At 70.8% G+C, this 14,415-nt stretch carries 12 protein-coding genes; 7 read left to right on the top strand and 5 right to left on the bottom strand.

The features are described from left to right. Positions 1-97: 97 nt before the first annotated feature. Together cimA and ACFPQ9_RS20745 are read left to right on the top strand one after the other, a co-directional pair. Positions 98-1,702, top strand: coding sequence for a citramalate synthase (cimA, locus tag ACFPQ9_RS20750; RefSeq protein WP_380854926.1), 1,605 nt, complete (start codon positions 98-100; stop codon positions 1,700-1,702). Positions 1,703-1,757: 55 nt separating this feature from the next. Next, positions 1,758-2,192: a VOC family protein gene (locus tag ACFPQ9_RS20745; RefSeq protein WP_380854923.1), complete on the top strand. Its 435-nt coding sequence runs from the start codon at positions 1,758-1,760 to the stop codon at positions 2,190-2,192. A gap of 4 nt (positions 2,193-2,196) precedes the next feature. On the opposite strand, the gene ACFPQ9_RS20740 is transcribed toward ACFPQ9_RS20745, so the two are convergent. Beyond that, positions 2,197-4,059 (bottom strand): lectin, encoded by a 1,863-nt coding sequence (locus ACFPQ9_RS20740; RefSeq protein WP_380854920.1) that lies wholly within the window; start codon positions 4,057-4,059, stop codon positions 2,197-2,199. 369 nt (positions 4,060-4,428) lie between these two features. Between ACFPQ9_RS20740 and ACFPQ9_RS20735 the strand changes: the two genes are divergently transcribed. After that, entirely contained in the window at positions 4,429-5,781 is a 1,353-nt protein-coding gene (locus ACFPQ9_RS20735; protein WP_380854917.1) for a hypothetical protein, read from the top strand. 140 nt (positions 5,782-5,921) lie between these two features. On the opposite strand, the gene ACFPQ9_RS20730 is transcribed toward ACFPQ9_RS20735, so the two are convergent. Then, positions 5,922-6,500: a cysteine hydrolase family protein gene (locus ACFPQ9_RS20730; RefSeq protein WP_380854914.1), complete on the bottom strand. Its 579-nt coding sequence runs from the start codon at positions 6,498-6,500 to the stop codon at positions 5,922-5,924. A gap of 159 nt (positions 6,501-6,659) precedes the next feature. On the opposite strand from ACFPQ9_RS20730, the gene ACFPQ9_RS20725 reads away from it, so the two are divergent. After that, positions 6,660-7,667, top strand: coding sequence for a GlxA family transcriptional regulator (locus ACFPQ9_RS20725; protein WP_380854911.1), 1,008 nt, complete (start codon positions 6,660-6,662; stop codon positions 7,665-7,667). Between the two features lie 139 nt (positions 7,668-7,806). On the opposite strand, the gene ACFPQ9_RS20720 is transcribed toward ACFPQ9_RS20725, so the two are convergent. Together ACFPQ9_RS20720 and ACFPQ9_RS20715 are read right to left on the bottom strand one after the other, a co-directional pair. Further along, complete coding sequence (locus ACFPQ9_RS20720; protein WP_380854908.1) at positions 7,807-8,589, bottom strand: S1 family peptidase; 783 nt, start codon at positions 8,587-8,589, stop codon at positions 7,807-7,809. A gap of 235 nt (positions 8,590-8,824) precedes the next feature. Continuing rightward, complete coding sequence (locus ACFPQ9_RS20715; protein ID WP_380854905.1) at positions 8,825-9,847, bottom strand: DMT family transporter; 1,023 nt, start codon at positions 9,845-9,847, stop codon at positions 8,825-8,827. A 74-nt stretch (positions 9,848-9,921) separates the two neighbouring features. Here ACFPQ9_RS20715 and ACFPQ9_RS20710 point away from each other — a divergent pair, with 74 nt between their 5' ends. After that, positions 9,922-10,542 (top strand): TetR/AcrR family transcriptional regulator, encoded by a 621-nt coding sequence (locus tag ACFPQ9_RS20710; protein ID WP_380854902.1) that lies wholly within the window; start codon positions 9,922-9,924, stop codon positions 10,540-10,542. Between the two features lie 58 nt (positions 10,543-10,600). Beyond that, entirely contained in the window at positions 10,601-11,170 is a 570-nt protein-coding gene (locus ACFPQ9_RS20705; protein WP_380854899.1) for a YdeI/OmpD-associated family protein, read from the top strand. A 52-nt stretch (positions 11,171-11,222) separates the two neighbouring features. On the opposite strand, the gene ACFPQ9_RS20700 is transcribed toward ACFPQ9_RS20705, so the two are convergent. Then, entirely contained in the window at positions 11,223-11,828 is a 606-nt protein-coding gene (locus ACFPQ9_RS20700; RefSeq protein ID WP_380854896.1) for a YceI family protein, read from the bottom strand. A gap of 129 nt (positions 11,829-11,957) precedes the next feature. On the opposite strand from ACFPQ9_RS20700, the gene ACFPQ9_RS20695 reads away from it, so the two are divergent. Next, entirely contained in the window at positions 11,958-14,279 is a 2,322-nt protein-coding gene (locus tag ACFPQ9_RS20695; protein ID WP_380854893.1) for a polysaccharide lyase 8 family protein, read from the top strand. The last annotated feature ends 136 nt before the right edge of the window (positions 14,280-14,415 follow it).

The raw sequence follows: 14,415 nt of genomic DNA, 5'->3' as shown, positions 1-14,415 counted from the left end.
GGGAGCAAAGCGCGAGGGATCATAGGAGGACGGTGGAGCCGGTCATTCCGGTAAAGACCGCGATCCAACGGGATCCAACAGCAGGAGCCTTGACACCATGACCGCAACCAGCGAGCGCGACGATTCGTTCCACGTCTTCGACACCACCCTGCGCGACGGCGCGCAGCGGGAGGGCATCAACCTCACGGTCGCGGACAAGCTGGCCATCGCACGGCACCTGGACGAGTTCGGTGTGGGCTTCATCGAGGGCGGCTGGCCCGGCGCCAACCCGCGCGACACCGAGTTCTTCGCACGCGCCCAGCAGGAGATCGACTTCCGGCACGCCCAGCTGGTCGCCTTCGGCGCGACCCGCCGAGCGGGCGCCAAGGCGTCCGAGGACCCGCAGGTCAACGCGCTCCTGGCGTCCGGCGCCCCGGTGATCACCCTGGTCGCGAAGTCGCACGACCGCCATGTCGAGCTGGCCCTGCGCACCACCCTGGACGAGAACCTGGACATGGTCCGCGACACGGTCTCGTACCTCCGTGAGCAGGGCCGCCGGGTCTTCGTCGACTGCGAGCACTTCTTCGACGGCTACCGCGCCAACCCCGAGTACGCGAAATCCGTGGTCCGTACGGCCTCGGAGGCCGGCGCGGACGTCGTGATCCTCTGTGACACCAACGGCGGCATGCTCCCCGCCCAGATCCAGGCGGTCGTCTCCACCGTCCTCGCCGACACCGGCGCCCGGCTCGGCATCCACGCCCAGGACGACACCGGCTGCGCGGTCGCCAACACCCTCGCCGCGGTCGACGCGGGCGCCACCCATGTGCAGTGCACGGCCAACGGCTACGGCGAGCGCGTGGGCAACGCCAACCTGTTCCCGGTGGTCGCCGCCCTGGAACTGAAGTACGGCAAGAAGGTCCTCCCCGACGGCCGCCTGCGCGAAATGACGCGCATCAGCCACGCCATCGCGGAGGTCGTCAACCTCACCCCCTCCACCCACCAGCCGTACGTCGGCGTCTCCGCCTTCGCGCACAAGGCGGGCCTGCACGCCTCCGCGATCAAGGTCGACCCGGACCTGTACCAGCACATCGACCCCGAGCAGGTCGGCAACACCATGCGGATGCTGGTCTCCGACATGGCGGGCCGCGCCTCGATCGAACTCAAGGGCAAGGAACTCGGCATCGAGCTCGGCGGCGACCGCGAGCTGGTCGGCCGGGTGGTGGAGCGCGTCAAGGAGCGCGAGCTCAAGGGCTACACCTACGAGGCGGCGGACGCCAGCTTCGAACTCCTCCTGCGCGCCGAGGTCGAGGGCAAGCCCCTCAGCTACTTCCAGGTCGAGTCCTGGCGGGCGATCGTCGAGGACCGCCCCGACGGCAGCCACGCCAACGAGGCCACGGTCAAGCTCTTCGCCAAGGGCGAGCGCATCGTCGCCACGGCCGAGGGCAACGGCCCGGTCAACGCCCTCGACCGCGCGCTCCGTGTGGCCCTCGAAAAGATCTACCCCCAGCTCGCCAAGCTGGACCTCGTCGACTACAAGGTCCGCATCCTGGAGGGCGTCCACGGCACCCAGTCCACGACCCGCGTCCTGATCTCCACGTCCGACGGCGCGGGGGAGTGGTCCACGGTCGGCGTGGCCGAGAACGTCATCGCCGCGTCCTGGCAGGCCCTGGAGGATGCGTACACGTACGGCCTGCTGCGGGCCGGGGTGACGCCGGCGGAGTAGGCCGAACGGACGTCGCCGCCGCCCCCGGCCCCGTCGTCCACGGCACAGTGGAGCCATGGACGACAAGGACACGGACCCAAGGCACTTCCTCGCTCGGGGGCGGACGGCGACCCGGCTGCCCGCCCAGGACCTGGAGCGGGCCCGGCGCTTCTACGCCGAGAAGCTCGGCCTGGAGCCCGCCGACGAACGGCCCGGCGGGCTGCTGTACCGGTGCGGGGACACGGAATTCGCCGTCTACCAGTCGACGGGAGCCTCCCCCGGGACCTTCACCCAGATGGGCTGGCAGGTCGAGGACGTCGCTGCGGTGGTCGCGGAACTCGGGCGGCGCGGTGTCGAGTTCGAGGAGGTCGACGTGCCCGGCCTGCGCACGGTCGACGGCATCGCCGATATCGAGGGGCACTACCCGAGCAAGGGCTTCCGCGGGGAGCGCGCCGCCTGGTTCCACGACAGCGAGGGCAACCTGCTGGGCGTCGGTCAGCCGTACACCTGATCCGTCACTGAAGACGCCACTTCTGGTTCGCGGCCCCCGTGCAACTCCAGATCTGTGCCCGGGAACCGTTCGCCGACGAGTTGTCCGTCACGTCCAGGCACTTGCTCGCGGCCCGGTTGACCACGTCCCCGGTGGAGGCGTTGTACGACCACTGCTGAGCACCCGTCCCATTGCAGTCGTACAGCTGCACCTTCGCCCCGTCCGCGACCGCCCCGGCCGTGACGTCCAGACACTTCCCCAGCGCCCGCACGGACCCGTCGGCCTGTACGCTCCACCGCTGCGCGGAAGACCCGTTGCAGTCGTACAGCTGCACCGCCGCACCATTGGCCGAGGAACCGCCCGCCACGTCAAGGCATTTGCCCGCGAGACCCACCAACGCCCCGGACTGCGACGGCCCCTCGGTCTGCGTGCCCGACCAGGTGAACGTCGCCGACGTCTTGCCCGGCAGCGAGTAAGTGGCGTGCTGCGAGCCCCAGTTGATGGTCACCGTCTTCGCCGCCGACGAGTCGTTGTAGGCGATCAGCGCCTTCGAACCATCGGTGTTCCGCCATGCCACGTTCGGCACGGACGAAGACGCCGTGGACGCGATCCGCTGCGCCCCCGGCTTCACGAACTTCGTCAGATGGCCCATCGTGTAGTACTCGATGGTGTAGTCGACCTGCCCGTGCCGGGAGTCACCGTTGTGCACGGTGATGAACCCGTCGCAGGTCCCGCAGCCACCGTTGTGCGGCCCCCGGTTCTGGTCCACCGCCAGCGACCACTTCGTCACCGACTTCGCCCAGTTCCGGGTGTAGTCGATGATGTTCATCATGTCCTCGCGCTGCTGATTCGCGATCCAGGTACCGCCCGAGTGCTCGGTGCCGAACGCGTCCAGCTGCGGGTACTGGTTGTGCACCTGCGTCTGCTTGGCCACGTCGCCCCCGTAGCCGTGCCAGGCGATCCCGCCGAAGTTCGGGTGGCTGCGCACCGCCGCGTCGTCGACCGTCTGGGCGGCGTAGGCGTCGTAGGTGTCCCAGTTCCAGTCGTGCGCCAGCACCTTGGTGGACAGCCCGGCCGCCTGGAACTTGGGCAGCAGCTCGTTCTTGGTGAAGTACGCGAGACCGCTCGCGTTCCAGCTCATCGACGGGTAGCCCGAACAGCACGTCGGCTCGTTCTGCGCGGTGACGTACGAGATCGGCACGCCCTGGGCCTGGTAGGCCTGCACGTACTTCACGAAGTACGAGGCGTACGCCCCGTAGTACTCCGCCTTCAGCCAGCCCCCGTTGAGCTGCCCGTTGTCCTTCATCCAGGCGGGAGCCGTCCACGGCGAGGCCATCACCGTCAGGTTGGGGTTCAGCTGCCGGGCCTGCCTGGTCAGCGGCACCACGTCCTGCAGATCGTGTGCGATCGTGAACTCGGACAGATCCGGATCGGTCTGCCCGGCCGGCACGTCGTCGTAGGTGTAGCCGAAGCGGGCGAGGTCCGAGCCGCCCATGGGGTTGCGCAGGAACGACAGCCCGATGCCCTCCGTCGGGGAGAACAGCTTGCGCATCGTGTCGTCCTTCGTGGCCTGCGACAGCGCGCCGCTGCCGTCCATCAGCCAGGCCGCGGTGTCCGTGAAGGACGCGCCGCCGCCGGTGAAGGACTGGTAGCGGGTGTTCTCGTCGACGGTGATGTTCTCGCCACCGCCGCCGGAGCCGGCCTGGAAGGCGAACGGCGTCTGCTGCTGGAGCCCGCGGACCACATGACGGCCGCCGGAGTCGTCCGTGGTGGTGAGCCAGGCGGTGACCTGCTCGCCCGCGGCCTGCGCGGGCGTGGCGGCCGAGAAACCGGCCGTGGTGAGGAGCCCGGCGACAAGCAGCCCGAGCGTCCGAGTGGATCTCCTCATGGAGCGCCGCCCTTCTGGGGTGGGGGATAGGGGGCGTGCGAGGCGTGAGTAAATGACGGCTTCGTGTACGCGTCAAGGGGTCGCGCGTTCATGAGATGAAGGGACAACACTGCCGATCCGGCGGGGATTTGGGGTCGCACCGGTTCTGACGTGAAGTCTTGACGCCAAATGGCGTCACGAGTTAACTCAAGCCGTGAGGTAAGTCATGGGTCAATTGTGAGAGCGAGGGACGTTCCATGCGGAGAACCGCCCTGCGCGGCCCGAGCCGCCGTACGGCACGCGGCGGGATGCCGTGCGGCCGCCGGTCCCGGTGGGATCCAGCCACCGGGGCCGGCGCCTTTGCCCGTCTCATCAGGTAGCGTCGAGGGTATGAGGACTCCGCTCTTCCGGGGCCTCATGCGCTCGCTGATCGTGCCGGCCGCCGCCGCACTCGCGGTGCTCACGGCAGGCGCGCCCGGCGCACATGCGGCCACGGACCTTTCGCAGGTCGCCGAGGCTTTGCGCGACGGTCCCGTGTATGTGGACCCCGCCGCCTCGGACCAGCTGTCGTCGTCGGACGCCGAGGCGCTCGCCGACAAGATCGAGGACGCCGACAAACCGGTCTTCGTCGCCGTCCTCCCGGCCGACCAGCCGACCGGGAACCTGCTGCTGAACCTCCGCACGGAGACCGGCGTCACGGGCCTGTACGGCGTCCGGGTCGGCGACCGTTTCGACGCGGCGGCCGACGCTTCGGTGATGTCCCGGCAGGCGGTCGACAACCTGGTCGCCTCGGTCCAGCAGGCCGGCGACCCCAAGGCCCAGCTGAACGACTTCGTCGACTCGGCGCTGCGCAACGTGGGCGGCACCGCGCCGGCGAGCTGGAGCGACGGTGGCGGCGCGGGCGTGGACGTCAGCGGTCTGATCGCCGTCGGCGCGGTGGTGCTCGCGGGCGGCGCGGGCGCGTACGCGCTGGTCCGGCGCAACCGGCGGCGCCACGAGGCGGAGCAGCGGGCGGCGCTGGAGAAGCTGCGGGTCGTGGTCGACGAGGACATCACCGCGTTCGGCGAGGAACTGGACCGCCTGGACTTCCATCCGGCGGAGGCGGGCGCCGACGACGCGATGCGTGCGGACTACGAGCGGGCCCTGGACTCCTACGACCAGGCGAAACGGCTGATGGACTCCGCCCGCAGACCGGAGGACGTCAAGGCGGTCACACAGGCCCTGGACGACGGCCGCTTCTCCCTCGCCGAGCTGGCCGCCCGCCGGGAGCACCGGCCGCTGCCGGAGCGCCGGCCGCCGTGCTTCTTCGACCCGCGGCACGGGCTGTCGGTGGCCGACGAGACCTGGACGCCACCCGGCGGCACCAGCCGCGAGGTTCCGGTCTGCGCGGCCGACCGCACCCGGCTGTCCGAGGGCCGCGACCCGGTGGTCCGCGAGGTCGACACCGAGCAGGGCCGCCGCCCGTACTGGGAGGCCGGCCCCGCCTACGGCCCCTGGGCCGGCGGCTACTTCGGCGGCGGCCTCCTCCCCGGCCTGCTCGTCGGCACCCTGCTGGGTTCCCTGATGGCCACCCCGTCCTACGCGGCCGACTACGGCGCGGGCTACGGCTACGGCGGCGGATACGAGGGCGGCGACGTCTCCGGCGCGGACTTCGACAGCGGGGACTTCGGCGGCGGCTTCGACGGCGGAGGGTTCGGGGGCGGCGACTTCGGCGGCGGTGGGGACTTCGGCGGAGGCTTCTGAGACCCGGTTTCCGGCTTCCGGGGCAGGCCGGCCAGATCGGTGCCGTCGGCCTTCAGGTACCAGCGGGGGCGGGACGTGCGGTCCTGCCCCCGCTCCGCCAGGTCAGGCAAGCTCCTTCACGTCAGGCAAGCTCCTTCACGTCAGGCAAGCTCCTTCGCGGACGCGACGACGACGCCGTACGCGTCCGCGACGGCCGCCAGCGCGCTGCGGTGCAGCTCGTCGGCGGACACGTTCACGATCGACCGGGTGGCACAGGTGTCCGCCGGGACCGTGGGCGGGTTGCCGCGCAGGGCCGCTGACGCCGACGTGTACGCGACGCACATATGGGTCATGAAGCCGGCGACGATCACTGTCGTGTTCCCGGCCCGGTCCACCAGCTCGCCGAGTTCGGTGCCGTGGAAGGAGTCCGGGGCCTGCTTGACGACCACGGGCTCGCCCTCGATCGGTGCCACGTCGGGGTGGATCGCCCCGATCTCGGCGCGGATGTCGTACGCCGAACCCTCGCCGTCGTCGTGCTGCACGTGGATGACCGCGGCTCCGGCCGCGCGGGCACGGGACAGCAGATCCGACGCCGCCGCCAGGGCGGGCCGCCAGCCTTCGAGTTCCATCTCACCGCGGGTGTAGGTGTTCTGGTAGTCGACGAGGATCAGCGTCGAGGACGCGAGGGCCGCGGGGGTGTCGTCGGCACCGCCGAGTTCGCGCAGCGTCTTGCTCGCCACAGGTCTTCTCCAAGGGTCGGGGGCTCCACCGAGTTGTTCAACAGGGCGTTGAACACGTATGCGACGCTATGGCGCGCATCGAGCGGTCGGCAATGACGTGCTGTTCGCAGAAACCGACGCCCGCGTCCGCGGAGGGAGCGAGGGCTGGAGGGTGGGGCCGTGAACCGGTTGATCGTGATCGTGCTGTTCGAGGGCGTGGACCTGCTGGATGTCACCGGCCCACCGGAGGTGTTCTCCCTCGTCCCGCGGGAGACCGCCGGGGGAGTCGGCTACGAGGTCGTGCTGGCCGCCGAGACGAGGGACCCGGTGACGACCGCGGCCGGGGTGCGGATCCTGCCCGACGTCACGTTCCACGAAGTCGCCGGACGAGCGATCGACACCCTGCTGGTACCGGGCTCCGTCGAGGTGGACGGCGAGGGCCGCATCCACCCCGTGACCGACCCCGGCACGGTGGCCCGGGTGAAGGCGCTGGCCACCCGCTCCCGACGGGTGACGTCGGTGTGCGTCGGCGCGCACATCCTCGCCGCCGCGGGACTCCTGGACGGCAAACGCGCCACCACGCACTGGTCGACCGCGCGGCGGCTCGCCGCCGACCATCCGGCGGTCCGGGTCGACGCCGATCCGATCTTCATCCGCGAGGAGGGAGAGGTCTGGACGGGGGCCGGCATCAGCGCCTGCCTGGACCTTTCTCTCGCCCTGGTCGCGGAGGACTTCGGGGAACAGGTAGCGCTGCGCGTCGCCCGTCAGCTGGTGATGTATCTGAAGCGGCCCGGCGGGCAGTCGCAGTTCAGCGTGCCGTTGGAGCGGGTGTCCACGACACGGCGCATCGAGGACCTCAGGCACCACATCCTCAACAACATCGACGGGCGCCTGACCGTCCCGGACCTGGCCGCGTACGCGCATGTCAGCGACCGGCAGCTCACCCGGATCTTCAAGACCGAGCTGGGCACGACCCCGCACGCCTACATCGAGGCGGCCCGCGTCGAACTGGCCGGCAATCTGCTGGAGACGACCGACCACACGCTCGAACGGGTCGCCTCCGCCTGCGGGTTCGGCACGGTCGACACCCTCATCCGGGCGTTCCGTCGTCGGCATGCCACGACACCGAGCGAGTACCGGGCCCGGTTCCGCACCGCCCCGACCCGGGTGACGTCCGAAACGGCCTGATCGCGCGGCATACGGCACGGTGACGGCCCGGTGTCCGGGGACACCGGGCCGTCACCCGGCCGGTGGGCCGGGACCGCCGTGTGCTCGGCGGGCCGCCGGGTTCGGCGAACTCGCCGGCGGATCAGCAAAGTTGCCGGGGTCAGAGCGAGGACGCCGCCGAGGCGATGGCGGAGGCGAACGTGGAGACCTCCGTGTAGACGCCGGGGGCGTTGGGGCGGGCGCAGCCTATGCCCCAGCTGACGATGCCGACCTGGATCCACTGGTTGGCGCTGTCACGGCGGAACATCGGGCCGCCCGAGTCGCCCTGACAGGTGTCGACGCCGCCCGAGGGCAGGCCGGCGCAGATCTCCTCGTTCGCGATGAGACCGCCGTAGCCGCTGTACGAACGGCACTGGGCGTCGCTGACGAACGGCACGTTGGCCTTGAGCAGGTAGCGCTGCTGGGCGCCGCCCTCGGTGGCGGCGCCCCAGCCGGCCACGGTGAAGGTGCCGGTGTTGTACTGCGCGGTCGTGGCGATCTTCAGCGTCGGCAGGTTGATCGGCTGGGCGAGCTTGATCAGCGCCCAGTCCTTGCCGTCGCCGTTGTAGCCCGGGGCCCGGTACACGTACGTGGAGCGGACCTGCACCCGGCCGCTGGTGGACTGGAGGTCCACGACGCCCGCGGTGGCGGTGATGGAGGTGTTCGCGCCGGTCGCGCCCACACAGTGCGCGGCGGTGAGCACGATCTGCTGGGTGTAGAGCGCGCCGCCACAGCCCATGGAGAGCCGGACCATGAACGGGAACTCGCCCTGCGTGGCACGGGTTCCGCCGACGACACGGGAGTCCGCGGCCTGCGCGGCCGAGACGGGCTGAAGGCTGACGATCGCGAGAGCGGCGGCGCCGAGGGCCGCGCATCTCTTGAGCGCGGTGATGAGCTTCTTCAACGTGATGCCTTCCGTGGGGGGTTGGACATACGAACGTTCAGAGCGCTGCAATGTTGGGGGCATGCCAAGCAAGGGGGAGTGAGCTACTGCTGACATGCGCCGGTCAATTCATGTGCTGGATTATGGGAATGCCGCGAGCGCACCACAAGGGGCAAATTCCGGCCACGCCCGCTCGGTTGACGACGCAGAGCCTCCGATGGGGCCGCAGAGAGCGCGAACGCCGCTCAGGCAGCCATCATGAGCGGCCACCGGAGAGTCGGCGGCCGGAGCCCTGAGACCTCGGGACCGCACACGGAGGCGGGCTGGTCGGATCCGAGAGTGAGGAGTGACGACCGGCCTTCCGCGTGGAGTCACGGGTGTTCTGCGCCGAGCGGCCGGTGTTCCGCCGGGCCGCGCGGCCGTCGCGCTGCACGATGACGACGGCCGCGAGACCGACGGCGAGGCCCAGGCCGGTCTGCACACCGAACGGCTCACCGAACATCAGCGCTCCCCAGACCGCCGTGACCGGAGCCATGAGGAACATCAGCGCGTTGACCTTGGTCACGCCGGAGCGGCGCAGGATGAGCCAGTACAGCCCGTACCCGCCGAAGGTGGACAGCACGACCAGCCAGACGACCGCCGCCCAGAAGCCGGTCTCGGCGGGCGGCGCGGCCGCTCCGGCGCTCACGGCGAACACCGTGAACAGCGCGGCGCTGGTGGCGCAGTGGACCGTCAGCGCCACCCCGGGCGCGACCGGCGTGCGCGAGCGGCTCTCCAGGAACGTGGCCGCCACCAGCGAGAGCATGCCGAGGAACGGCACGAGGTAGGCCCACGCGGCGACACCTGTCGCGGCCATGGCGTCGGCCGTGGTGACGAGTGCGACACCGCCCACCCCCAGGCACAGACCGAGCCACTGCCGGCGTGAGACGTACTGGTGCAGCAGCGGCCCCGCCAGCGCCCCGGCGACCAGCGGCTGGACGCCGTCGATGAGAGCCGTGGTGCCGCTGGAGACGCCGAGCTCGATGGCGTAGTAGACGGTGAGCAGATAGCCGCTCTGCGACAGCACACCGATCGCGGCCTGCCGTACGACGTCCCGCGCGCCGAGCCCCCGCCAGGACGCGCGGCCCAGCGTGGCGGCGACGACGATCAGGATCGCGGCGAGCGGCAGGAACCGCCACATCAGGACCGTGACCGCGGCCGCGCTGCCCGCGCCGAGCTTGGCCCCGATGAACCCGGAGCTCCAGCACAGGACGAACGCGATCGAGAGCAGGGCGTTCACGACACCACATCCAGTAGACAGATCGGTATACCTGGCTCCGGTGTCCGAGTATACAGATCGGTATACTTTCCGGCATGGGCACCGCAGAGAAGCCGCAGCAGGTGACGATGACGCGTGCCGCGCGGCGCGTCCTGGAGGCCGCCGAGCGGCTGTTCTACGAGCGCGGCATCCATGCCGTCGGCGTCGATCTCATCGCCGCGGAGGCGGGAGTGACCAAGAAGACCCTCTACGACCGCTTCGGCTCCAAGGAGCGGATCGTCGTGGAGTACCTCACCGGTCGCGACGAGCGCTGGCGGGCCTTCCTCGCGCAGTACCTCGACGAGCACCTCGACGCCGCGCACGCGACACCGCGGGCGCGCGTCCTGGCCGTGTTCGACGCCTCTCGCGCATGGTCGGCGCGGTACGGCGCCAAGGGGTGCAGCATGGTCAACGCGCACGCCGAGATCAGCGACCCCTCCCACCCGGCCTTCCCCGTCATCGCCGGGCAGAAGGAGTGGATGCTCGCCCTGTTCACCGGCCTCGCCCGGGACGTCGTGCCGGGCGGCACGGATGACGCGGAGCGTCTGGGCCGGACGCTTATGCTGCTCCACGAGGGCGCCCTGGTCGCCCACGGCCTGGACGTGTTCCCGGATCCCGTGACGCACGCCCGCGACCAGGCGGCGGCCCTCCTCGACGCCACGGCCACCGGAACCTGAGCCGACCCGGGGCCCCATTAGGACAGGATCCGGCCTCTTCGCCGCCTAACGTGCACCCATGACCCCCTCCGACGACAGCCGGCCCCTCGCCTTCGAGTCCGCCGCCGCCCTCGACGCCTGGCTGGCAGGCCACCCCGCCCCGCACCCCGGCCTCTGGATCAAGGTCGCCAAGAAGGGCTCCGGCGTCCCTTCCGTCACCGCCGCCGAGGTGAACGACGTGGCCCTGTGCCACGGCTGGATCACGGGGCAGCGCAAGGGGCTCGACGCCACCTCCTACCTGCAGCGGATCACTCCGCGCCGGCCCGGCAGCCTCTGGTCGATGGTCAATGTGCGACGGGTGGCGGAGCTCACCGCCGAGGGCCGGATGCGTCCCTCGGGCCTCGCCGAGGTGGCGGCGGCCAAGGCGGACGGCCGATGGGCCGGGGCGTACGAGTCGCAGGCCGTGGCGGAGGTCCCGGCCGAGCTGGCCGCGGCGCTGGCCGAGAACCCGCTCGCCGCGGCGGCCTTCGAGAGGCTGGGCAGGACCGAGCGCTACCAGGTCATGCTCGGCCTCCTGCGCGCCCGGACCGAGCGCGCCCGGACGGCCCAGGTCTCCGCGATCCTGCGGGACATGACGAAGCGCCGGTGAGCGTGGTGCTCACCGGCGCTTCGAGGAGTGCCGCTTCGAAGCGTGCGTGGTGTCACGCGTTCCGGATCGCCGAGATGTCGAAGTTCAGCTTGATCTTGTCGGAGACCAGCACACCGCCCGTCTCCAGCGCGGCGTTCCAGGTCAGGCCCCACTCGGAGCGCAGGATCTCCGCCTTGCCCTCGAAACCGACGCGCTCGTTGCCGAACGGGTCCTTCGCGGCGCCGTTGAACTCCAGGTCGATGGTGATCGACTTGGTGGTGCCGAGGATCTCCAGATCGCCGGTGATGCGGTAGTCGTCACCGCCGAGGGCCTCCGCCTTGGTGGAGCGGAAGGTCATCGTCGGGAACTCCTCGATCTTGAAGAAGTCCGCGCTCTTGAGGTGGCCGTCACGGTCCGCGGAGCCGGTGTCGATGCTGTCCATCTTGATGTCGAGGGACGCCGTGGACGCCGACGGGTCGCTGCCGTCGAGGTGCAGCGAGCCGCTGAAGTCGAGGAATTTGCCCTTGACGTTGGTGACCATGGCGTGCCGCGCGACGAAACCGATCGTGGAGTGCGCCGGGTCGATCGTGTACTCACCGGTCAGCGCGGCCAGGTCGGGGCTGACGGCGGCGGCGGTCGTGGTGGCGGCGTCGGTGTCCTTGCGGTTGAAGATGCCCATGGGGTGCTCCTCGGGAGGTGATGTTGAATGTTGAACTACTCAACGCGGACCACCGTAGACCTATTCCGTTCAGCGTTCAACATCTTCTGGGGTGTGTCCGTGGAGTTACTCGCCGTCGCGTGATAGGGCATGAACATGACTCCGACGCGCCGTGCCTTCCTGTACGCCGCCGCCCTCGCCGCCACCTCCGCCCACGCCACCGGAACCCCGGCCCGCGCGGCCGACGCCGACCCCTATGACGCCCTGCGTCTGCGCTGGCTCGACATCTCCCTCGGGGCCGGCTACGACCCGGCGACGGAGCCGTACGCCGGCCGCCTCGCCGAGACCGGCACCCTCGCCCGCGGCTTCCGCGCCACGATGGCGCCCACCCCCACCTCCCTGTGGCCCGGCCACCCCTTCGATCCACCCGCCGGCATCACCCAGAGCTACGGCCGCCTGTGGACCATGACCAAGGCCTACGTCCAGCAGGGCACCGGATCCACCGCCGACCCCGGCCTCCTCGCCGACGTCCTGCGCGGCCTCGACCACCTCTCGGCCACGGTCTACAACCCCTCCACCACCCGCTACGGCAACTGGTGGGAGTGGCAGATCGGCAGCCCCCGCCTGCTGACGGACATCACGGCGGCGCTGTACGACCACCTCACCGACGACCGCATCGCGGCAGCCTGCGCGGCCGTCGACCACTTCATCCCGGACGCGATGCTCACCGACTACTCCGGCACCTCCACCGGCGCCAACCGTGTCGACCTGTGCCGCAGCGTCGCCCTGCGCGGCGTCCTGGGCCGGGCCCCGGCGAAGATCGCGCTCGCCCGGGACGCGCTCTCCCCGGTCTTCCCGTACGTCACCAAGGGCGACGGCCTCCACGCCGACGGCTCCTTCGTCCAGCACACCTGGGTCGCCTACTCCGGCACCTACGGCCAGGTCCTCCTCGACGGCCTCGGCCGCCTCTTCGCGCTGCTCGCCGGATCCGAGTGGGAGGTGACCGACCCGAACCGGCAGATCGTCCTCGACAGCGTCGAACGCGCCTACGCGCCCCTCATCCACGACGGGTTGGTGATGGACGGTGTCAACGGCCGCGCCATCAGCAGGGGTTACCTCAAGAGCGACGACCGGCAGGTGATGCGCAGCGACCACTACCACGGGCAGGGCATCATCGCCGCCATCGCGCTGCTCGCGGGCGGCGCGAGCGCGGCGGAACGCGAGCGCTGGTACGGCAGGATCAAGGGCTGGATCCAACGGGACACCGTCGCACCGATCTTGACGGCGCGTCAGTTCGACGTCGCCGACCTCGCCCGGCTGCACGCCGTCGCCGCGTCACCGGTCCCCGCCGCCTCCGACCCCGTCGGCCACCACCTCTTCGCCGCGATGGACCGGGCGGTGCACCGCCGCCCGCGCTTCGTCGCGCACATCGCCATGGCGAGCGACCGCATCGCCCACTACGAGTGCGGCAACGGCGAGAACCCGCGCGGCTGGCACACCGGCGCCGGAATGCTCTCCTGGTGGGCCGACGGTCTGGGCGACCAGTACACGGACTGGTACTGGCCGACCGTCGACTGGTACCGCCTCCCCGGCACGACCGTCTCCACCCGCCGGCTCCCCGACCGGGCCGGCGGCGAGTGGGGAGAGCCCAAACCCGCCGTGCGCTGGGTCGGCGGCACGACCGACGGCGACTACGCGGCGATCGGACAGCACCTGAAGGGGCTCGGCTCGACCCTGGAGGCCCGCAAGTCGTGGTTCTGCGCCGCGGACGCCGTGATCTGCCTCGGGGCCGGGATCACCTGCACGGACGGTGTGCCCGTCGAGACGGTCGTCGACAACCGCAATCTCGGGGAGAACGGCACCCAGGCCCTCACCCGAGGCCCCCGCTGGGCCCACCTGACGGGCCACGGCGGCTGGGTGGTGCCCTACGGCGCACTGCGCACCCTGCGCGAGGAGCGCACCGGAGCCTGGGCCGACATCAACACCACCAGCACCACCGAGCGCCGCACCCGCCACTGGCAGACCCTGTGGCTGGATCACGGCACCGACCCGACGGACGCCACCTACGTCTATCTGCTCATGCCCGGCGCCCGCCGCGCGGAGGTGGCCGCCCGAGCCGCCGACCGGACATGGCTGTCGGTCCTGGCCAACGACGCCGGCCGCCAGGCGGTCCACATCCCCTCCCTGGGCCTCACCGCCGCCAACTTCTGGCGACCGGGCACGGCGGGCCCGCTCACCGCCTCCGCCGGCGCCGGTGTGCTGCTCCGGCGCCGGGGCCGTACCGCTACGCTCTGCGTGAGCGAGCCGCCCCGCACCGGCGAGCCGCTGGAGATCGTCTGGGACCATCCGGTCCGACGGATCCTGTGGGCTGACGAGTCGGTCGAGATCCTCGCGACAGGACGCCGACTGCGCGTCCGTGTCACTCCGGGGATGGTATGCGCGACCCATCGATGTGAGGCGGCTCTCGCCTGACGGCTTTGTACGACCTCCACAACGCGCACGCCCTCTGAGCAGTCGGAAAGGCTGCATGCGGTCAGGGTTCTGTTCAGTGGCACCAGGAAATGGGTCCGGAGACTGTACGGAGTCAACGGCTCGCTTTGGCGCGCGT

Source organism: Streptomyces coerulescens (assembly GCF_042657965.1).
Taxonomy (GTDB): domain Bacteria; phylum Actinomycetota; class Actinomycetes; order Streptomycetales; family Streptomycetaceae; genus Streptomyces; species Streptomyces coerulescens.
The sequence above is the reverse complement of the archived record's forward strand: the minus strand, read 5'-3'. Positions and strand labels throughout refer to the sequence as shown.